Below are 20846 nucleotides of genomic sequence, written 5' to 3' on the forward strand. Positions count from 1 at the left end.
AAACAATAGATATTTAATTAATTACGTTCTTTAATTTCAATCTTAATAGAATTAAAGAATTCTTCAAATGGTACGGAACCTAATTCATCACCACCGTGTTTACGAACGTTAACTGTGCCTTCTTCAACTTCTTTATCACCCACAACAAGCATGTAAGGAACTTTTGCCATTTGTGCTTGGCGGATTTTATAGCCGATTTTTTCACTACGATCGTCTACTTCTACGCGTACATAGTCGCGGTGCATTTGTTTTGCCAATTCCTTAGCATATTCAACATGTTTTTCAGAAATAGGCAAGATTTTAACTTGTACAGGAGCCATCCATGTTGGGAATGCGCCTGCATAGTGTTCAGTTAAGATACCAATGAAACGTTCCATAGAGCCGAAGCATGCACGGTGAATCATGATAGGACGATGTTTTTGACCATCTTCACCAATGTATTCAATTTGGAAACGTTCAGGCAAGTTCATATCTAATTGAATAGTACCACATTGCCATGTACGACCTAAGGAGTCTTCGATATGGTAGTCAAGTTTAGGACCGTAGAATGCGCCGTCGCCAGGGTTGATTACGTATGGAATACCTTTCGCTTCGATAGCATTACGCAATGCTTCTGTCGCTGCCTCCCAAATTGCGTCATCACCCATAGCATTATCAGGTTTAGTGGACAGTTCTACATGATATTTCAAGCCGAATTGACTATAGATACGGTCGAACAATTCGATAACTTTCATCAACTCAGTTTGCATTTGATCTGGCAACATGAATACATGAGCATCGTCTTGTGTGAACGCACGTACACGGAATAAGCCGTGTAATGCACCGGACAATTCATGACGGTGAACTAGACCGAGTTCAGCGTAACGCAATGGGAAGTCACGATAGGAATGCATTTCGTTTTGGTAAACCAAGATACCACCTGGGCAGTTCATTGGTTTAATTGCATATTCTTCATCATCGATGATTGTAGTGTACATGTTTTCACGGTAATGATCCCAGTGACCAGAAGTTTCCCACAAATGTTTACTCAAGATGATAGGTGTACGAATTTCTTCATAGTCAAAATCATGGTGAACTTCACGCCAGAAGTTTTCTAATTCGTTGCGAAGAGCCATACCTTTTGGTAAGAAGAATGGGAAACCAGGACCTTCTTCTTTGATAACAAACAAGCCAAGTTCTTTACCAAGTTTACGATGATCCCGTTTAGCCGCTTCTTCAAGCAAGTGAAGATATGCATCAAGTTCTTCTTTCTTTTCAAATGCAGTACCGTAAATACGTTGCAACATTTTGTTCTTTTCATCGCCGCGCCAGTATGCACCTGCAATGCTTTGTAATTTGAAAGCTTTCACCTTGCCAGTGGATGCCACGTGAGGTCCTGCGCAAAGATCGATGAAATCCCCTTGAGAGTAGCAAGAGATGATTGCATCTTCAGGAAGGTCTTGAATCAATTCTACCTTGTAGTCTTCGTTTTTAGATTTGAAGAACTCGATAGCTTCTTGACGAGGCATAACGGATTTAGTAATCGGTAAATTTTCTTTTACGATGCGGCTCATTTCCTTTTCGATTTTACCTAAATCTTCAGGAGTCAAAGTATGTTCCATATCGATATCATAGTAGAACCCCTTATCGATAGCTGGTCCAATAGCCAATTTAGCTTCAGGCCATAAACGTTTAACAGCTTGTGCCAAGATATGAGAAGCTGTGTGGCGCAATGTATGTTTACCACCATCTTCTTCGAATGTTAAGAATGCTACTTCAGAACCATCTACAAGTTCTTCGCGAAGGTCTGTTAATTCGCCATTTACGTTAGCAGCTAGTACTTTTTTAGCCAAGCTGTTAGATAGTTGTTTTACTGCTTCCCCAAGAGTAGTGCCAGCAGCATATTCCTTCGCACTACCATCAGGTAAAATGATTTTTACATCTGCCATTTTTCTTTCCTCCAATTTATAAACTAGGATAGCTTTGATTTTTCATTGTCCCCAACATGCTCACATACCACACAATACATAAGCATTGTGTAAATAGCTTGTAGAAATTGGGTAATAAAAAAAGACCTTCTATCCCTACAAACAAGGGACGAAGATCATTCGCGGTTCCACCCTAGTTAACTACCTATACGAATATATGTGTATAGTTAATTCACTTCATTAAGCCCGATAACGGTGGCGGCCGTATTTGCCTACTTAGGTTCGACAAATCAGTTTAAAGGGGGTAATTCTAATATATGTGTAAGGCATTTCCAGCATCTGCCTCTCTCTGGTACACAGGGATAAAAGAATCATGTCCTTTGCATCACTTTTACTAGATTATAGTATCATAGAGAATTAAAAAATTCAATACAGTGTAACTGGAAATTTAATAAGAACAATAAATTGTAATTGTTGTTAGAGCAATATACTATAAACTTCACCTTTATTTTTACCTATATACATTTATTTTTAAAAGAAAACAGCCCGAGAATGATATGGCCCCTTTACTAGACAACCAGTGAAGGCAGAACATATCAGAATCTCGAGCCATTTTATATACATTATTTACAAATTAACGTTTGAAGTTTGTAGACAGCATAGCACCAATTACTTTTTCCAATTTGCTAGTGGAAAGGTCTGGGCCTTTGTAAAGTGTTAAAAGTACATCATTAGAGTTATCTTGTTTAGATACCATCATAACACCGCTACCGCGAGCACCGTTATCATCGTAATCTTTCGCTACGATAACAAGGTTCAAATAATGGTCCTTCATGTATGTATACACCTTGCTTGTACGCGCAGAGGAACCGATCATTTTTGCCATGTTCATACCACGGTTAAATACGATTGCATTTGCATTATGAGGATTTGCCGCTAATTGTTGCTTCTCTTCTTCATTTAGAGGCATGAGGTTTACCATGAGGGAATCACCCATCTTGCCGCGGAACATGGCTGGCATCGTTTCGCGCACGTCATCAGGAATACCTGTGTCAGCAGTCAATTTCAATTCCTTAGGCACGGTCATGTATAAAACACCCTTGCTATTGCGGCCCACCTCTGTTGTACTGAGGTCTACAGCGCTAAGCATAATGGAGTCTTTAATGGTCGCCACTTGGTTAGCCAACGGTTTTTCAGGAACGCCACGGCTCGCCAATTGTACATCGCCAGATTTAGTTTTCTTCAATGTTTCCACATTCCAGCTTGCACCTTTTTTATCTGCATCGCTAGCTTCTGTGAAAGCATTCGCCCCGTCTTTTGTGCCTACATATACATAGGTTTGAGCCGGGATGATGGTATCTGGTGCACCAGATTTATTGAATGCCGCACCATATACTACATTAGGAATCACAGTAGAGCCAATTTGTAAATTGTTGTTAGTTTGGCTTTCCACATCAAAATTGATATTCCCTGTAAACGTCATATCAGGACCATGGTTGATAACAACTACATCCCCTGCTTGAGGAATGATTACAGGGCCTACAGGACCCGCCATAGCTACACCTGCCATAGATACTCCAAGGCAAGCTGTTAATAATGTGCGTTTCAAAATAGATTGTTTCATAGATATACTCTCATTTCTCTACAATTTGTATACATTTGATGTAATTGTAAATCTAGTATAGTCATAAAATTCCCTCATACGATTTACAATAAAAATTATACTTAAACTTCTATAGTGACATAGTCGGATAAGCTACTCAATACTTCAAGCGCCAAAGGCCTTGTAGATGGTGTGCAGCGCAACATGCACCGCCCATTCGTATCTACAGAGGTCATAACACCTAAATATTCATAGCCTTCAATGATGCGATTGATAAAATTCGTATGCTTAGGATCAATGTGAAAGTACACATACGCTTCTTCTCCAGAGGTGGTTAAGTCGGGTACATCTGGAAATGCACCGATTGATTTACTCGGCTCTAAGGCTGTACCACTCATAAACTATTCATCCTCTTTAGGTTTGCACTCACGGCGCATCATGGAGTACGGTTCAAGTGGTGTATCCATATAGATGCGTACTTTCATTTGTGCGTGAGGTGCTACATCGATAGGATTGCCATCTTCATCTGTCATTTTTTCGATTACTGTTTCAACAAGTTCACCTTTTGGTTGGCAGAATTCTACCTTATCGCCCACCTTGAAGTTATTACGTTGTTCAAGATCAACGTATTTTTCTTCTTCGTTGTAGCCTATAACTAAACCGATGAAGTCATGGCTCTGCGTATTCGTAGATTTACCATAGTTTTGAGCCGTTTCATCAGGACGACCTTCTGCAAAGCCATCTGTATAAGGACGATGGGAAATCTTCTCTAATTCTGCAATCCATTCTGGACGAACATACCAATCTTTACCTTCTTTAAGATATGTATCAATCGCTGTACGATATACTTTTGCCACTGTGGCACAATAGTGAACTGATTTCATACGCCCTTCGATTTTAAGGCTATCAATACCAGCTTCATAAAGATCTGGAATGCGGTGAATCAAGCACAAGTCTTTAGAGTTAAAGATATACGTGCCATGTTCATCTTCTTCGATTGGGTAATATTCACCAGGTCGATTAGATTCCACAAGAGAATATTTCCATCGACAAGATTGAGAACATTGACCACGGTTAGCATCGCGATTACCTGTCATATAGTTAGACAATAAGCAGCGACCAGAGTAAGAAATACACATAGAACCATGTACGAAGGACTCAATTTCAATATCTACATGATCCTTCATTTCTTTAAGGTCTGCTAAGGACACTTCGCGAGCCGCTACAACACGTGTAGCACCAAGTTCTTTCCACATTTGAACTGTATGCCAGTTTGTAGTAGAAGCTTGTGTACTTACGTGAAGCTCTAAACCTGGAGCTACGCGCTTAGCAAGGCTAAAAATCCCCATGTCTGCAACGATGATTGCATCAACACCGATGCTTTCAAGGAATTTCAAATAATCCTCTAAACCTTCGAAGTCCTCGTTGTGAGGAATGATATTACATGTAACATGAATCTTTTTGCCATGCGCATGTACAAATTCTACAGCTTCCTTTAATTCCTCATCGGAGAAATTAGAGTTACCTGCGCGCAAGCCAAAGCGTTTACCTGCGCAATATACAGCATCCGCACCATAGCGGATAGCCATTTTAAGCTTGTCCATATTACCTGCAGGACAAAGCAATTCCATAAAATGTTCTGCCATTATTTGTTGTGCCCTTTCCACACACTCACACTCATACCATCACCCATGGGATAAATGGTGGTGTTAAACAATTCTTTATTTTCAACATATGTTAAGTATTCTTGTAACCGTTTTACGATAGTTTTGAACCGTTTTGGCGGTTCCTTATCGCCCCTTACATAGCCTCTAAAGAGTACATTATCTGCAAGAATGACGCCCCCTTCTTTCACATGTGGCAGAATAAGTTCAAGTTGTTTTAAATATTGCCCCTTTGGTCCATCTAAAAACACTAGATCGTATTCGCCTGTGAGTTCCGTTAAGACTTGAGACGCATCGCCTTTTAGCAATGTAATATTATCGGCATAATCGGATTGGTTAATATAGTATTTCGCCATTTCATAGCGCACATCATCCAATTCAATGGAGGTAATATGCCCTTCCTCTTCGTCGAGTAATGGTGCCATCAACAAAGCGGAGTAACCAATGGCTGTGCCCACCTCTAACACAGAGGTGGGCCGGTATAAACCTATTAATTCTTCAAATAGATGAACCTCAGATTCTCGTAAAATCGGCACATCATTAATCATCGCGTAAATACGCTGTTCATTTAAAATATCATTTAATATCATGAAAGTAGATTAAATCTCCTACATTATCTATTGTTAGTACCACTAGGAACTACCAACGTAGAGCGTTCAGCCGGATTTGCAGATTCTACCTGAATTTGTGGTACTTGTTGTGCATTAGGAATAACGTTCTGCATCGATTCAGGTACAGGTGTCGTCGTTGGTACATACGTATTGGTATTTGTATTATTTCCATAGGATGGAGCAGTTGGCGTAACTTGCGTCGATGATTGATTTTGTGTTGAACCTGGTACAGGATCTGGGACCTCAGCCGCTGGAACTGTAGTTGGTGTGTATTTATAACTAGGTTCTACATCAACATATTGAGAATCTGCTTCCACTGCTTCTGCAGAACTATAATTATAATTAGGCTCTGTAGTCGCTACTGCTACGTCATAGTTAGGACCAGCTTGTGCAGCTACTTCAGTATTAGCAGAAGAATTTTTTACTGTGTCAGCGCCATAAATTTTATTAACCTCTGCTAAATGTTCTTCGTATGATTTAGAGAAGTGATTATGCCCCTCTTTATCTGCTACGAAGTATAAATAATCTGTATTTTCAGAGTGTAATACTGCATCTAAAGCTTTTTTACCAGGGTTTGCAATTGGTCCTGGTGGTAAACCTTTAGATACATATGTATTATATGGGCTTTGTAATTGTGTATCACCAATCGTTACATTTTCCTTTGCATAACCAAGTACATAGGAAATAGTCGCATCAGATTGCAATGGAATACCATGAGCTAGACGCTTTTTAAACACCCCTGCAATGGTTGGACGGTCTGCATCAAATAACGACTCTCGTTCAACGATAGACGCCAAAGTTACAAAGTCATGAATACTCATATGTTGAGCTTGAATTTGTTTCTTCACAGCTGGTGTGAGATAACGATTCATTTCATCAGCCATCATTTGAATAACATCACGAGGTGTAGCCCCTACGGGGATTTCATACGTACTTGGGAACAAGAAGCCTTCTACAGGATATGTAGCAGGTTTTGTACCTTTCATGTATGGGTATGGTACATAAGTTTTAGCTTCAGCCAAGAAGTCCTTCGCCTTCATGATTTGATTCTTTTCAAGAACGATAGCGATATCCCCAACTGTATAGCCTTCAGGAATTGTAACACGAATAGATTCTACATGACCTTCTTGTAACAAAGAAATGAGTTCGTGCACAGTTACCTTATTAGGTATTTGATAATGGCCAGTTTGAAGCTTATCATTGGTACCACTCAAGTATAACCAAAGCTTAAAGCCTTGAGTTGAGCGAATAAGCCCCCTTTCAAAAAGCATATCTGCAATTTCAGTACCCGTTTGACCTTTTTCTATAACGACTACTTGTGTTCCATCATCTTGAGCAAAGGTATTCGGTACAAAGTACAATGCACCAAGGCCTCCACCAATAATTAATATACCTACAATAACTAGGATCAAAATATATCTTAAGGCTTTTCTCACGTTGTTGAGTTCCTTTCTGTAACATAACAGTATATCAATTCATTATACCATAAACTCTATATTTCCCCTATATAAAAGGGCAATGATTACACTTATTACATTTTATGCAATATATTAATTTTGTGAATTTGTTATGCCTTTAGCATAAATGAAGTCTCGTCTTTGTACAACAATGATAATGTATAACAAAATAAAAATAGCGCATTGTCCACTGACAATACGCTAAATTTATGCTAAAAACGATTATTCGTCTTCATCCATGTCTTCATACAATTTTACTAGAGTTTCAAAGTTTTCATCTTCTTCATCCAAAGGTACGTATTCTTCTACGCCTTCTTCGTTTGTTTCGATGCGAGCCAAGATCATGTATGTGTCATCTTGACCTTCATGATCAGCATCTTCATCTTGTACATGCACAAGAACGGCATACTCTTGACCTTCATGACTCAAGATAACATCTTCTGTGAAGTATTGTTTATTACCATGTTCGTCTTCGAATTCCAAATAATACACTTCACCCTCAAAATTTTGGTCAACCATTGGAAACCCTCCTTAAAGAAAATACTTATTTATTAAACTGCAAGCGATCTAAATATCCTTGCAAAATTACAACCGCTGCCATTTTATCGATAACGGATTTACGCTTTTTACGGCTCACGTCAGCCGCAATGAGTTGACGTTCAGCCATAACAGTAGATAACCGCTCATCCCAATATGTAACAGGTAAATCGATGACTTCCTTCATCTTTGCAACGAATTCTTCAGTCTTTTCAGCCCGTTCACCTTTTGTACCATTCATATTTTTCGGCATACCTACCACAAGTTCATGTACTTCATATTCAGAAATGAGTTCTTGTAAGCGATTAAAGTCTTTTTCTAGAGATGTTCTACGAATGGTTTCAATACCTTGTGCTGTCATGAGCAGTGCATCGCTACAGGCAATACCAATAGTACGGCTGCCTACATCTAATGACATAATTCTCATTATAGTTGTTTAGCCTTTGCGTATTCTTTCAACAATTCTTCAATCAAGTCATCACGCTCTAAACGACGGATATCGGAACGCGCATTATTATAACTTGTTATGTACGCAGGGTCTCCAGAGATTAGATACCCTAAGATTTGATTAATTGGATTGTAACCTTTTTCTTGAATAGATTGATAAACACGCGTAAGCACCTCTTCAGCGGTCATCGGTTCATCGTCTACTTTACGGAATAACATGGTTTCATCTGAAACGTTCATCGTATCCCTCCTTTTTATTACATCGGTAGATTTCACCATAAAAGTGAAATCTCACCTACTATTATACTTGAATTAAAGCTACAAAGTCAGTAACTTTTTATGCATTATGAAAAATTTCTATAACAGATACAAGTATAATTATAAAATTATATGCCTATTGTAACATAGATTTTAAGGCTTCACCACCAGCTTTTAAGGCTTCCATTAATTTAGCTGGCTCTTTGCCACCTGCTTGTGCCATATCCGGACGGCCACCGCCATTACCTCCAGCTACTTGAGCTGCTGCTTTAACAATATTACCTGCTTTTGCACCTTTAGCAACGACATCTTTAGATACTTTACATACAAAGTTTACCTTATCATCGCCCATAGCAGCGCCTACAAGAACCACACCAGATCCATTCAATTTATCAAGTCCCATATCAGCTAAGTCGCGTAATTCATCAATAGAGGATGCTTTTACAGCTGCGCCAACAAACTCTACATCACCTATCATGACTTTACCCGCAATGATATCAGCTGCACCTGCAGCAGAAACCTCTTTACGAATTTGTTCTAGTTCTTTAGCAGTTTCTTTAGCTTCTGCTAATACTTGGTGTAAGCGTTCTTCTATTTGAGGAGCTTTAGTTTTAAGCTCGCTTGCCATGCGTTCAATAGTCAAACGATCTTGTTTTGCTGCATCAAGAGCTGCGCGACCAGTAATCGCTTCGATACGACGTACACCAGAACCGATACCAGCTTCTGAAGTTAAGTGGAAAGAGCCAATGAATGCGGTATTTCCTACGTGGGACCCACCACACAATTCAACGGAGAATCCTGGGACCTCAACAACGCGAACCACATCGCCATATTTATCTCCGAAGAGTGCCATAGCACCTTTTGCTTTTGCTTCATCCATGGACATTTCAGCAATAGCTAGGTCCGTAGCTTTTAAAATTTCTTCGTTTACAAGAGCTTCGATTTGATCAAGTTCCTCTTGCGTTACAGGAGAGAAATGGGTGAAGTCGAAACGCAAGTAATCTGGAGTTACTAAAGAACCTGCTTGGTTTACATGCTCACCTAAGATTTGTTTCAAAGCTGCATGTAACAAATGGGTCGCTGTATGATTGCGAGCCATTGCTGCACGGCGATTTGTATCCACTTCAAGAGTGACATCATCGCCTTCAGAGATGGAGCCTTCTATAACAGTACCGATATGGTATACAGTGCCTTCTGGTAAACGTTTAGTGTTATGAACCTCTACCTTACCCATTGGGCCCACAATAAAACCTGTATCGCCTAATTGACCGCCCCCTTCTGCATGGAATGGAGTCGTACGTACGATGATAGTAATTTCATCACCGTCAGCAGCTGTTTGTAAACGTTCAGCACCTTTACCTATCATCAATACAGAAGATGCTTCTACAGCCTCGTCCTCAAGAAGTTCTTCGTCTTTCAAGAATGTAATATCCGGTGTTGCTACCTTTGCATCTTCTTTAACACGGGCTTCACGAGCGCGTTCACGTTGCTCTTTCATAGCAGCTTCAAAGCCTTCATGGTCGATTGTAAAACCACGTTCAGAAGCAATTTCCTCTGTTAATTCCCAAGGGAATCCATAGGTATCATATAGTTTGAATACTTCAGAACCAGGAACTACAGTTGCCTTTTCAGCAGCTAATGTATCGATCAAGGAGTTTAATAGCTCAAGACCTTGCTCCAAGTTTTGGTTAAAGCGTTCTTCTTCGTTTTGAACCACGCGTTTAACGAAGTCTTGTTTCTCAGCAATAGATGTAATACCAGGGCCAAGAATGTCTACGACTACATCAATAAGTGGTGTTAAGAAGATACCTTCAATACCAAGTAAACGGCCATGACGTACAGCACGGCGTAAAATACGACGCAATACGTAGCCGCGACCTTCGTTGGATGGCAATACGCCATCGGAGATCAATGCAGTGACAGCACGAGCGTGGTCAGCGATAACTTTTAAAGAAACATCTGTATTTGGATCTTCGTTATATGTAACACCAGCGCGTTTTGCAGTGGCTTCGATGATTGGGAAAATCAAATCGGTTTCAAAGTTTGTTTTACAGCCTTGTAATACGGAAGCCAATCGTTCAAGACCGGCGCCTGTATCGATGTTTTTATGTTGTAATGGTTCATAAGATCCATCTGGCATTTTATTGAATTGAGTAAACACTAAGTTCCAAATTTCAAGATAGCGATCGCAATCACAGCCTGGCGCACAATTAGGGTCATCACAACCATGTTCAGGACCTTGATCAAAAAAGATTTCGCTATCTGGACCACATGGGCCTTCGCCAATTTCCCAGAAGTTATCTTCGAGACGCGTGATATGGCTCTCTTCTACACCACAATCATTATGCCATGTATCATATGCCTCTTGGTCATCTGGATATACAGTAACATATAATCTATTTTTATCGAGTTTAATAACCTCAGTTAAAAACTCCCACGCCCAATGAATAGCTTCTTTTTTAAAGTAGTCCCCGAAAGAGAAATTCCCCAACATTTCAAAGAATGTATGATGCCGTGCTGTGCGCCCTACGTTTTCAAGGTCACCGGTACGCATACTTTTTTGGCATGTTGTAATACGACGACAAGGAGGTACCAATTTACCTGTAAAGAAAGGCTTCAATGGCGCCATACCTGCCCCGATCAATAACAAAGACGGATCATTTTCTGGTATAAGAGAAAAACTATCTAATTTTAAATGTCCTTTACTTTCAAAAAACTGCAAGTATGCTTGACGCAGTTCATTACCCTTCATGTGTATATTCCTCCTAAAATTATTTACTCTTCATTATAACTCAAAAACGATATAAAATCTATCAAAAACATTGAGATTATGCGGAATTCCCGCACTTTCACACCAATCCAATCAGACCGTGAAAGATATAAATTTTAATCCATATTTTTTACAATAAAAGAAAAGGTCAAATTTAGTCAATGCTAGTTAAATCGTAAATAATAAACATAAAAAGAGGTTATACAAATCAACAAAACAAAATTGATTCGTATAGCCTCTTTTATAGCTAGTTATTAAATTAGCGTACAACGCGTTTTGCGCCGATGTAACGTTCACCCCAATAGCCAGTATCAAGATCTGCTACTGCAACACCACGACTGGAAGTGGCGCTAATGAACTTGCCATCGCCAATATAAATGCCAGAGTGAGATGGACCTGGTTCATATGTTTCGAAGAATACCAAATCCCCTGCTTTCAAGTTCGCACGAGAAACTTCAACACCTACGTTATACTGTTCATCTGCCAAACGTGGTAAGGAAATACCTTGTTTTTCAAATACATATTTAACATAACCAGAGCAGTCAAAGCCACTTGGAGTAGTACCGCCAAATACATATGGTACACCGCGGTATTTGTCAGCTTCTGCCAAGATTGCGTGAATACTGCTAGGTGTTTCATTTTTCGTAATATTGTTTAATTTAACGTTCTTGCCATTAATGGATTGACCAGCGATACGACGGGATGTCGCGTTGCTGTTTGTAAAAGCGGATTTCGTTGCTACTGCTTTAGTCGCTGCATTTTGAGTCAATACTGCCTTCGTAGAACGAGGAGCACCCATCAATGCGTTATACGTAGCAGGACCTACGATACCATCCACTGGAAGGCCACGATCTTGTTGGAACAAACGAACTGCCCACTTCGTTTCCTTACCATATACACCATTTTTATCTGTAGCATTATAGCCGTGTTTAATTAGTTGTTGTTGAACCGCTGTAACACTTTTGCCCTTATCACCATATTGTAATGTTGTTGCGCCAACCATGGCTGTTGTGGCACACACAAAAGTTAATGTTAATGCCGTTATTTTAACCTTACTATATTTTGACTTCATATGCTTCCTTTCCAAAAAACTTTTAAAGTAAGTTATTTATTCAAAATATACTAACCGTCTATTTATTTGCATTCACAAATACAGCTAGTCTTCTTTGCTCTTGTTGGTATAAGCCTCTGGTGCCATAAAAACATCTGCACTACTTGGTCCGAGTAACGGAGCCTCTTCATGCTCTTCAAAATTTATAGCTGACTTAACCCAATACAAAGGCCGTTGCTTCACCTCTTCAAAAATACGACCTACATACTCGCCAATAATTCCCAGTCCGACGAGTTGAATTCCACCAATAAACAAGATTGATACGCCCAAGGTTGTCCACCCATTCAAAGCTTGTCCTGTAAGATATACATACAAAAGATGTAAAATGAGCAAAAAGCTCATTCCACCACAAAGTACACCTACATACAAGGCGGCCCGTAAAGGCACCCTTGAAAAAGCGGTTACACCATCCAGAGCAAATCGAATCATTTTACGCACACTAAACTTTGAGACACCTGCAAATCGAGGTGGTGCCACAAAGTGCAACTCTGCTTGTCTGTACCCTAAGGCGCCGACAATACCGCGTAAAAATCGACCATGTTCTCTGAATCGTTTCAACGTGCCCAATGCTTTACTATTCATGAGGCGGAAATCGGACCCGCCTTCAACAATAGGAACATCGGCCATTTTGTTCATCAGTTTGTAATAATACTTAGACGTGAAAGATTTAGCCCAACTAGCGTCATCAGTTGAATCGCGTATGGTACGCACCACATCATACCCTGATTCCCATAATCGAACTAGTTCAGGAATCAATGCTGGTGGATGCTGCATATCACCGTCCATTGTAATGACTGCATCGCCATGAGCATAATCAAGCCCACATGTAAGTGCCGTTTGATGCCCAAAGTTACGAGCCAGCAATAACACTTTAACATGTTTATCATTGAATGCAATTTCACGCAGTATCATAGCTGACGAATCACTAGATCCATCATCCACGAAGATTAGTTCATAATCATATGTGAGACCTGACATAACATCAGTTACAGCTTTATAAAAGTTCGCTATATTTTCCTCTTCGTTATATACAGGCACTACAATAGAAAGTAACATAAATCCTCCAAAGTATTTTACTCACATATTTTATGTTAATTAGTAAATTAAGGCAAATGCTAAAGGTTAACAATAAGCCTAATAATGTTTATAAAGCCAGTAAATAAGCCATTTATCTATAAAACACCAACAAAACACTTCATTTATCTTTTATATAAATACAGTAAATCAATATAATATCTATTTATTTGTAAATCTAATTAATAAAGCGATTTATAAAAAATATTTATTTTAATGATATGGAAATAAATATGATTATTTCTGACTTTATTAAATATTAATCAAAAATTTATATGTATTTTTATCACAAATTTACCGGAAATATCTATTTTCATCTATTTTTCATAAAAAGGAGACCCGTTAAGGGTCTCCTTTACTATAATCCAGCAGCATCAATCCAAGATTGTAAATCTTCCTCCGCCAGTTCCATATCCTCTATATAAGCACCAGCTACAACTGGATACTTAGCGACCTCTACGGTATGTAAAATTGAGTCATCACGACCATTTTTATAAGTCCCAATCCAGATTCCAGAAAATTGTGATTCATACCATTCTACAGGTTGATCAGTTTCATTAAAGTTAATCGTAATATGACCGCGTCCAAGTGTTTCTAATACTTCAACTTGTTCTTCCTCTGTTAAACCCGTTTTTTCAATATAAATCGAATATGTCTCACCAGTTTCACGCAAATTCTTTAGAGCCAAACGCAGCTCATTTAAAACGGCGCGAACATTACCATAATTTTCAATCATAAATACTCCTATACAGAGACTATCTTTACACTCTATAAGCTATCTATATACTATATGAAATTTTCACTTTGTGCTTTAGGCTCAGCTGTTACGCCCCATTCTCGTAGTACATTCAAAACACGTTTTTTAACCTCAGGCAAGGCACATTGTACCGGCTCGCTAGGTTCAAAACCAATCTCCAATGATTCCGGTTCTACACCGATAACCACTGCATCTTCTAATGGATCCTCTTGAATAGCACGGATGCGCAAAATATCTTGCATTCCTACTTCATGTACAGAAATATGTTCCGTAAAATATTGTTCTAATTCCTTATGAGGAAATTCATATATAGTTCCTGGAGCATCTCCGCCATTAATAGCGTCTACAAGAAGGATTTTCTTCATACCACGCATATACGTAAGTAATTCCATTCCCATAGTGCCACCATCAATAATGGAAATCGCAGGCGTAAATGTGAAAGACTCTTTCAATTCTTTTACTACATGAACACCTAATCCCTCATCGGTAAGTAAAATATTGCCGACTCCGAGTAGAACAATTTCATTATCTCCATCATCATAAAGGCTATTTAAATCAATACGCGGACCCTCTGAGTCCGCGTATTGTTCCAAGCCACTAATAATATCAGTACTTGTATTAGTCATTTTCTTGTAATTCTCTTTCTCTAGGATCATTAGGATCACTTGGACGGTATGTAGTACCAGATGGTTTATCAATACGTTCCCCACGACGACGTTTACCATTGAGGTCTTCAATATCAATTGGATCATGAGCGTAATATTTCATACCGGAAACCATAGCTGATACTTCGCCGGATTCCTCCATAACATCTTCTCGGAATGCCATATACACGTGAACAATAGTAAAGAACAAGAATCCCCACGCAATGTAGTGATGGATAATATGGACCTTGTATTCACCACCAAATAATGTAACCACTGGTGCAAATAAAGTTCCTAGAATACCATTAGGGTTAACCATCGAATACATTGCAAAACCCGTTAAAATTTCAAAGAAGAACATAATGTATACCATCATATACGCAGTTCTAGCTAAAGAATTACGAAGCCAATGATGTTCATGTTTTTGAGGAATCATTAAATAGTGCAATGTTGTTTCTTTAAGACCGTACCAATACCGTTTTTGACGGAATTTAGGTAATAATCTATCCCCTCTGTTCCAAAGAGCACCTGCAAAACGGAAGATAAAGGAGAATGTTAAGATAACACCTGCAATGAAATGAATACGCCGCATAGTTTCCATAGAGAACCAGCCATCAATAGCAAAAGTTGGTTCAGGGTTACCCGTAATCGCAGCAAAGCCTGGATCACCAATATATAGGCCAGTCCAGAACAATGCAGTTACACTGAGTACCATAGTCCAGTGGAATATACGCAACCATAGACTAAATACGACATACGCCTTTTTGTCAGTATGTATTAACATAAGTCCACCACCCTTTATTTACACAATGCATCTGTATTGACGGAAACAATTTTTTCGCCTTTTTTATTGTATAAATGGGTTGCACATGCTAGGCATGGATCAAAGGAGTGAATTACCTTCAAAATTTCAAGTGGTTTATCCGCAATTTTTACATGTGTATCAATCATAGAATCTTCATAGGCACCATGTTCATTAGCTGCAGTTTTAGGGCACGCATTCCATGTAGATGGTACGATACATTGATAGTTTGCAGAGCGTCCATCTTTAATATGTATCCAGTGCCCCAAACCACCACGAGGCGCATCTACAAGACCAACACCTTTAGCATCTTTATCCCATGTATTTGGTTCAAACTTAGTCATATCCGCTACTGTAGTATCACCATTTTTAATATTAGATACAAGCTTGTTAAAGAAGTATTGGCTAATATTTGCCGCTACCTGTGCATCAAGGCCACGACATGCTGTACGTCCTACCATAGTAGTCATCCATACATGAGCTGGTACACCCAATACTTGTGATACTGTATCAATTTGACGAACAATCATAGATTCAGCCCAAGTTGGGTCTTTGATTATGCCTTGTTTTACCTTTGTATACACAACAATATATTTTGCTAATGGACCAACCTCTGCAGTTTTCCCTTTGAAAGTTGGAGATTTAATCCAAGAATATTTTTTATCTTCATCAAGGAATTCCCATTTTTCTTTTGTACCAGATTTAGGACCTGTAAATTTAGGATCAGTAACACCTTCAATAGGATGAAGTGTTTTTGTTCCATCTGGATATGTAAACCAGGAATGATCAACCTCTTCACTAAGGTATTGAGGATCCATGAAATCTTTACCTTCTAATGGGATGAATGTTGCTTTATCTACACCTAATGCAAAGTTCTCAACAACACCATTGGAACGAACAATACATTTCTTATGATAGTCACCATTAGAAATACCGGTGTACGTATCATCAGGATAATCGCCATAGGACATAACGCGTTTCTTCACAAGGCCACCACCATCGATCATACCTTTTTCTACATATATTTTACCGATAGCTAATAGATCTGGCACGTAGAAATTATCAACTAAGTCTTTAGTCAATGCAATAGATTGCTCTACAGCAGCAAGGCGTTGCGTATTAATAGGGGCATTCATATCATTCATAGAAATAGAGCATGGCATGCCACCTACAATGTAATGAGGATGAGGGTTTTTGCCACCAAATACAACATGAGGAATTACAATATCCCGTTGACGATCAAGAATGTTCAAATAATGAGATACGGCCATCAAATGAACTTCTGGAGGTAACAAGTTATAATCAGGATGATCCCACCATTGAGCGGAGAAAATCCCCAATTGGCCTGATTCAACTATTTTCTTAACCTTTTGTTGTACAGCCGTAAAGTATGCTGTAGTAGCCTTAGGAAACTCTTTAGGATAGGCTGAGTCTTTTGATGCCGTTTCCGCAGGTGCTAAACCGCTCACATTATAAGTTGCTAATACATCATTTTGTAATTGAGCGGTTTTAGCAGGGTCGGCACTAAGAGCTGCTACCGGGCTAACCCAGTCAAGGGCATGTAAATGATAGAAATGCACGATATGATCATGCACATCAAGACTACTATGCATAATATTACGTATATAGTTTGCATTTTTAGGAATTGTAATACCAAGCGCATCTTCAACAGCTCTTAACGAAGCCAAGGCATGTGTTGTAGTACATACACCACAAATACGTTGTACGAACGCCCAAAGGTCACGAGGATCGCGGTCTTTAGCAACAAGTTCGATACCGCGCCAAGCAGTACCAGAAGACAATGCATCCTCTACTTTACCACTCGCTTCATCAACTTTTATTTCAACCCGTAAATGACCTTCAATACGGGAAATCGGATCTACTACTACGCGTTTCATTAGTGACCTCCTCCATTATTATGTTTCTTTTCATCCCACAAGCCTTGTTCTTTTAAGCGTTTTTCTTCTTTCATATCAAGAATTTTATTACGCGTAAGAGTTGCAGCGCCATGAACGATAACTGCTGCAGTGGCACCAACAGCAGCTACTGTACCGATTGTATCAGCAGTCGTGATGGTATTAGCCAATGGAATATCTGGTAAACGTTTGTAGAATACGTCATTATCCCAGAAGCCCTTTTCAGAGCAACCAATACAACCGTGACCGGATTGAATTGGATAGGATAAACCATTCCACCAACGTAAGTTACCACAAGAATTATATGTTTGAGGTCCACGACAACCTACTTTATACAAACACCAACCAGATTTGGATGCATCGTCGTCGAATTTTTCAACAAAAAGTCCAGAGTCAAAGAAGGCACGACGGTAGCATGTGTCGTGAATACGATTGCCATAAAATTGTTTAGGACGGCCTTGAGAATCAAGAGGTGGAATTTGACCGAATAATGCATAGTGCATGATTACGCCAGTCATAACCTCTGGAATTGGAGGACAACCAGGGACCTTAATAATTGGCTTGCCAGATACAACGGAAGATACAGAAACTGTATTTGTTGGATTTGGTTTTGCCGCCTGTATACCGCCCCAAGAAGCACAAGAACCATATTCTATGATTGCTGCAGCTCCTTTAGCTGCTTCTAATAGGGATTCTTTAAATGTACGTCCACCTACTGTGCAATAAACACCATCTTCATCAAGTGGTACGCCACCTTCAACAGCCAAGATATATTTACCGGCTTTTTCTTTGATGATTTTTTCTAAATGTTCCTCTAATGGTGCACCAGACGCTGCCGCCAAAGTATCATCATATTCTAAAGAGATCATGTTTAAAATAACATCAGAAGTAAAGGGAGAGGATGAACGGATAAAAGATTCACTACAACCAGTACATTCATGACCATGCAACCAAATCACTGTAGGTAATTCAGTTGTTTCGGCAGCCTTAACAACGGTGTCTAACATCGTTGGAGGTAGTCCTAAAATAGCAGTGAGTGCTACACAGGATTTCATAAATGTTCGTCGACTCAAACGGCGTTCTTGGAAGAGTGTCCACAAACTATTTATACGATTCTTCATGGAATATAGCCTCCTTACAACAACTTTGCGCAATATAATTATATTACTTAATAAACTACAACGTTTATGACGGAAATCATTTTATTAGCGTCCTCTATCACTTTGAAGAAGTTCAACCAACATGATGACAATCATATTTCTACTATTTTATTATATCACTTAACATTTTTGAAAACTATGAAATTTAACAAAAAAGCTGTATATAAGAAATTAACTTTCCTTATATACAGCCTCATGTTATTCATTTCCTAAGAATTCCTAGTTATTAATTAATCAGATAACTTCCTTTATTAGAGACTCAAGCATATCTGCTTTTTTATAGCCCACAAGGGAATCGAGCATTTTGCCATCGCGGAAGAATACTAAGGATGGAATACCATCAACATCTTCTTTTAACAAAATACCGCGAAGATTTTTATCTTCTGCATTAACACTAAAGAATTCTACTTGACCTTTTAAACGCTCTGCTACATCTTCAATCTCTGGGCGCATAACAGTGCATGGTTCGCACCAACCAGCCCAAAAATCAACAATAGCTAAACCTTTAGCGCCAAGCACTTTCTCATCAAATTCTTGTACACTAGTAATTGCTGTAATTGCCATGAAGTTCTCCTAACAAAGATCTACAATCTTATATACTATCAATTATATGTTAAATATAGAAGCAAGCAATCAATAAGCCGAGTTCTGTTCCACTTGCGCGGTGACGATTATCTTTCTAGGCGTACAGTCGCCTGCACGCTCGAGCGACACAACCCGGAAGGTAGGCGGGACCACCCTTAACCCTTCCCTATTCGGTCTTGCTCCGGATGGGGTTTACCGAGCCAGCCTGTTACCAGACTGCTGGTGAGCTCTTACCTCACCTTTCCACCCTTACCACTTACGTGGCGGTTTCCTTTTCTATGGCACTTTCCCTAAGGTTACCCTCGCCAGACGTTATCTGGCATCCTGCCCTATGGAGCTCGGACTTTCCTCGAGTCTTATAGACTCGCAACCGTCTTTCATACTTGCTTCAATTCAGTTTATCATAGCTAACAATTTGTTGCAAGAAAATGCATCATTACACAAAGAAGAAATCATTTTGTTCTGTGAAAGCTTTCACAGGAACAGCAAGCCCTGCAGAGATTAAATAGTCACGTAAACCATGTGCCACTATAGACTCAGTTCCAAAATGCCCCGCATCAACTACGAGTAAGCCTAATTCCTTAGCCATTTGCGCCTCATGATACTTCACATCACCTGTAATATAGGCATCTACATGTAACCGGGCAGCATCCTTAATAAATTCTGCACCTGCACCAGAGCATAAAGCAATGGATTGAATCGCTTTCGGCACAATACCAGCAAAACGAATGTTAGCATCAGGCAACGCTTCTTGTACCCACTCACGGAAAGAATCTAAGTTTAATGCATTAGGCAAGCGACCTACCCGTCCTAGATATTGAGTTGAACTAGTAGGCTCGACTATATTCAAAACCTCATAAGCAACTTCTTCATATGGATGAGCAGCTTTCATAGCCGCTACGACTTTGCTTAAATGCGTACCATCAACGATAGCATTCACTTGTACCTCAGGAACCACTGTCAAAGCACCAGCTGCCCCAATGACAGGATGAGAATCTTCATTACCAACAAAGCGTCCTTCCCCATGGATACTGAAACTGCAATGCTCGTAATTACCAATTCGGCCTGCCCCTGCATCACCCATCGCCAATCGAACCGCATCAGCCGAGCTTTCAGGTACAAAAGTGGTCACCTTATAAAGCGCCTCTTCACCAGTTTTAATGAAGCCCTTAATATCTATAAGTCCCAATTGCTTCGCCAACATATCATTTAGACCGCCTGGTGCGATATCAAGATTTGTATGAGCACTATATACGGCAATCTTATGTTGAATCAGCTTATTAATCGTACGCCCATGAGCAGTATCACATGATATCTGTTTCAACCCTTTAAAGATTAATGGGTGGTGGCTAACAATTAAATTACAATTTTGTTCAATAGCATATTCTACGGTTTCTTCTGTTACGTCTAACGTAGTCACTACACCTGTAACAACTACATTCCGATCGCCCACCATTAAACCTACATTATCCCAAGACTCTGCATAAGAACGCGGTGCTAATTGCTCCATCAAGGTAATAACTTGTTGAACCGTTATCATACA

The 20846-nt window shown here is 39.4% G+C and carries 19 protein-coding genes, 1 other RNA gene and 1 other annotated feature; all 20 genes read right to left on the minus strand.

What is annotated here, in order from left to right:
* Positions 1-17: 17 nt before the first annotated feature.
* The 20 genes from thrS to B1A77_RS09175 all read right to left on the minus strand — a co-directional run bounded on the left by thrS (position 18) and on the right by B1A77_RS09175 (position 20843).
* Positions 18-1928: a threonine--tRNA ligase gene (thrS, locus tag B1A77_RS09080; RefSeq protein WP_077708548.1), complete on the minus strand. Its 1911-nt coding sequence runs from the start codon at positions 1926-1928 to the stop codon at positions 18-20.
* 141 nt (positions 1929-2069) lie between these two features.
* Positions 2070-2302: a binding site (T-box leader), on the minus strand.
* A gap of 239 nt (positions 2303-2541) precedes the next feature.
* Entirely contained in the window at positions 2542-3531 is a 990-nt protein-coding gene (locus B1A77_RS09085) for a hypothetical protein (protein WP_077708549.1), read from the minus strand.
* A 101-nt stretch (positions 3532-3632) separates the two neighbouring features.
* Positions 3633-3908 carry a DUF4911 domain-containing protein gene (locus B1A77_RS09090; protein WP_077708550.1) on the minus strand — a complete coding sequence of 92 codons (276 nt, stop codon included), beginning with the start codon at positions 3906-3908 and terminating at the stop codon, positions 3633-3635.
* A gap of 3 nt (positions 3909-3911) precedes the next feature.
* Positions 3912-5156 (minus strand): peptidase U32 family protein, encoded by a 1245-nt coding sequence (locus B1A77_RS09095; RefSeq protein ID WP_077708551.1) that lies wholly within the window; start codon positions 5154-5156, stop codon positions 3912-3914.
* The gene (locus B1A77_RS09100) at positions 5156-5764 is read right to left on the minus strand and encodes an O-methyltransferase (protein ID WP_077708552.1); all 609 of its coding nucleotides are present in this window, start codon (positions 5762-5764) and stop codon (positions 5156-5158) included. Before B1A77_RS09100 ends, B1A77_RS09095 begins: the two co-directional genes overlap by 1 nt.
* A gap of 23 nt (positions 5765-5787) precedes the next feature.
* Positions 5788-7221, minus strand: coding sequence for an endolytic transglycosylase MltG (gene mltG, locus B1A77_RS09105; protein ID WP_021148317.1), 1434 nt, complete (start codon positions 7219-7221; stop codon positions 5788-5790).
* A 243-nt stretch (positions 7222-7464) separates the two neighbouring features.
* Positions 7465-7761: a DUF1292 domain-containing protein gene (locus tag B1A77_RS09110; protein ID WP_008601328.1), complete on the minus strand. Its 297-nt coding sequence runs from the start codon at positions 7759-7761 to the stop codon at positions 7465-7467.
* A gap of 25 nt (positions 7762-7786) precedes the next feature.
* On the minus strand, positions 7787-8206 hold the full coding sequence (gene ruvX / locus B1A77_RS09115) for a Holliday junction resolvase RuvX (RefSeq protein WP_004696363.1): 420 nt from the start codon (positions 8204-8206) through the stop codon (positions 7787-7789).
* Positions 8206-8466 (minus strand): IreB family regulatory phosphoprotein, encoded by a 261-nt coding sequence (locus B1A77_RS09120; RefSeq protein WP_004696366.1) that lies wholly within the window; start codon positions 8464-8466, stop codon positions 8206-8208. The genes ruvX and B1A77_RS09120 overlap by 1 nt, the downstream gene beginning before the upstream one ends.
* Positions 8467-8620: 154 nt before the next feature.
* Positions 8621-11236, minus strand: a complete 2616-nt coding sequence (gene alaS, locus B1A77_RS09125) for an alanine--tRNA ligase (RefSeq protein ID WP_077708553.1) — start codon at positions 11234-11236, stop codon at positions 8621-8623.
* 277 nt (positions 11237-11513) lie between these two features.
* The gene (locus B1A77_RS09130; RefSeq protein ID WP_008714242.1) at positions 11514-12326 is read right to left on the minus strand and encodes a C40 family peptidase; all 813 of its coding nucleotides are present in this window, start codon (positions 12324-12326) and stop codon (positions 11514-11516) included.
* Between the two features lie 84 nt (positions 12327-12410).
* Complete coding sequence (locus tag B1A77_RS09135) at positions 12411-13421, minus strand: glycosyltransferase family 2 protein (RefSeq protein ID WP_004696372.1); 1011 nt, start codon at positions 13419-13421, stop codon at positions 12411-12413.
* Positions 13422-13797: 376 nt separating this feature from the next.
* Complete coding sequence (locus B1A77_RS09140; protein WP_008714244.1) at positions 13798-14175, minus strand: hydrogenase expression/formation C-terminal domain-containing protein; 378 nt, start codon at positions 14173-14175, stop codon at positions 13798-13800.
* Positions 14176-14225: 50 nt separating this feature from the next.
* Positions 14226-14822 carry a HyaD/HybD family hydrogenase maturation endopeptidase gene (locus B1A77_RS09145; RefSeq protein WP_077708554.1) on the minus strand — a complete coding sequence of 199 codons (597 nt, stop codon included), beginning with the start codon at positions 14820-14822 and terminating at the stop codon, positions 14226-14228.
* Positions 14815-15624 (minus strand): Ni/Fe-hydrogenase, b-type cytochrome subunit, encoded by an 810-nt coding sequence (gene cybH, locus B1A77_RS09150; protein ID WP_077708555.1) that lies wholly within the window; start codon positions 15622-15624, stop codon positions 14815-14817. Before cybH ends, B1A77_RS09145 begins: the two co-directional genes overlap by 8 nt.
* Before the next feature lie 14 nt (positions 15625-15638).
* The gene (locus B1A77_RS09155; protein WP_077708556.1) at positions 15639-17540 is read right to left on the minus strand and encodes a nickel-dependent hydrogenase large subunit; all 1902 of its coding nucleotides are present in this window, start codon (positions 17538-17540) and stop codon (positions 15639-15641) included.
* Positions 17540-18679, minus strand: a complete 1140-nt coding sequence (locus tag B1A77_RS09160; protein ID WP_004696383.1) for a hydrogenase small subunit — start codon at positions 18677-18679, stop codon at positions 17540-17542. Before B1A77_RS09160 ends, B1A77_RS09155 begins: the two co-directional genes overlap by 1 nt.
* 273 nt (positions 18680-18952) lie before the next feature.
* Positions 18953-19282 (minus strand): thioredoxin family protein, encoded by a 330-nt coding sequence (locus B1A77_RS09165; protein ID WP_004698670.1) that lies wholly within the window; start codon positions 19280-19282, stop codon positions 18953-18955.
* A gap of 57 nt (positions 19283-19339) precedes the next feature.
* An RNA gene (rnpB, locus tag B1A77_RS09170) (RNase P RNA component class A) lies at positions 19340-19690 on the minus strand.
* A 49-nt stretch (positions 19691-19739) separates the two neighbouring features.
* The gene (locus B1A77_RS09175; protein WP_077708557.1) at positions 19740-20843 is read right to left on the minus strand and encodes a Nif3-like dinuclear metal center hexameric protein; all 1104 of its coding nucleotides are present in this window, start codon (positions 20841-20843) and stop codon (positions 19740-19742) included.
* Positions 20844-20846 lie beyond the last annotated feature (3 nt).

The sequence above is a fragment of the Veillonella parvula genome (genome assembly GCF_002005185.1).
Lineage (GTDB): Bacteria > Bacillota > Negativicutes > Veillonellales > Veillonellaceae > Veillonella > Veillonella parvula_M.

Coding starts and splice junctions, on each gene's coding strand:
- thrS (WP_077708548.1), bottom strand. CDS start 1,928: ATGGCAGATGTAAAAATCATTTTACCTGATGGTAGTGCGAAGGAATAT.
- B1A77_RS09085 (WP_077708549.1), bottom strand. CDS start 3,531: ATGAAACAATCTATTTTGAAACGCACATTATTAACAGCTTGCCTTGGA.
- B1A77_RS09090 (WP_077708550.1), bottom strand. CDS start 3,908: ATGAGTGGTACAGCCTTAGAGCCGAGTAAATCAATCGGTGCATTTCCA.
- B1A77_RS09095 (WP_077708551.1), bottom strand. CDS start 5,156: ATGGCAGAACATTTTATGGAATTGCTTTGTCCTGCAGGTAATATGGAC.
- B1A77_RS09100 (WP_077708552.1), bottom strand. CDS start 5,764: ATGATATTAAATGATATTTTAAATGAACAGCGTATTTACGCGATGATT.
- B1A77_RS09110 (WP_008601328.1), bottom strand. CDS start 7,761: ATGGTTGACCAAAATTTTGAGGGTGAAGTGTATTATTTGGAATTCGAA.
- ruvX (WP_004696363.1), bottom strand. CDS start 8,206: ATGAGAATTATGTCATTAGATGTAGGCAGCCGTACTATTGGTATTGCC.
- B1A77_RS09120 (WP_004696366.1), bottom strand. CDS start 8,466: ATGAACGTTTCAGATGAAACCATGTTATTCCGTAAAGTAGACGATGAA.
- alaS (WP_077708553.1), bottom strand. CDS start 11,236: ATGAAGGGTAATGAACTGCGTCAAGCATACTTGCAGTTTTTTGAAAGT.
- B1A77_RS09130 (WP_008714242.1), bottom strand. CDS start 12,326: ATGAAGTCAAAATATAGTAAGGTTAAAATAACGGCATTAACATTAACT.
- B1A77_RS09135 (WP_004696372.1), bottom strand. CDS start 13,421: ATGTTACTTTCTATTGTAGTGCCTGTATATAACGAAGAGGAAAATATA.
- B1A77_RS09140 (WP_008714244.1), bottom strand. CDS start 14,175: ATGATTGAAAATTATGGTAATGTTCGCGCCGTTTTAAATGAGCTGCGT.
- B1A77_RS09145 (WP_077708554.1), bottom strand. CDS start 14,822: ATGACTAATACAAGTACTGATATTATTAGTGGCTTGGAACAATACGCG.
- cybH (WP_077708555.1), bottom strand. CDS start 15,624: ATGTTAATACATACTGACAAAAAGGCGTATGTCGTATTTAGTCTATGG.
- B1A77_RS09155 (WP_077708556.1), bottom strand. CDS start 17,540: ATGAAACGCGTAGTAGTAGATCCGATTTCCCGTATTGAAGGTCATTTA.
- B1A77_RS09160 (WP_004696383.1), bottom strand. CDS start 18,679: ATGAAGAATCGTATAAATAGTTTGTGGACACTCTTCCAAGAACGCCGT.
- B1A77_RS09165 (WP_004698670.1), bottom strand. CDS start 19,282: ATGGCAATTACAGCAATTACTAGTGTACAAGAATTTGATGAGAAAGTG.
- B1A77_RS09175 (WP_077708557.1), bottom strand. CDS start 20,843: ATGATAACGGTTCAACAAGTTATTACCTTGATGGAGCAATTAGCACCG.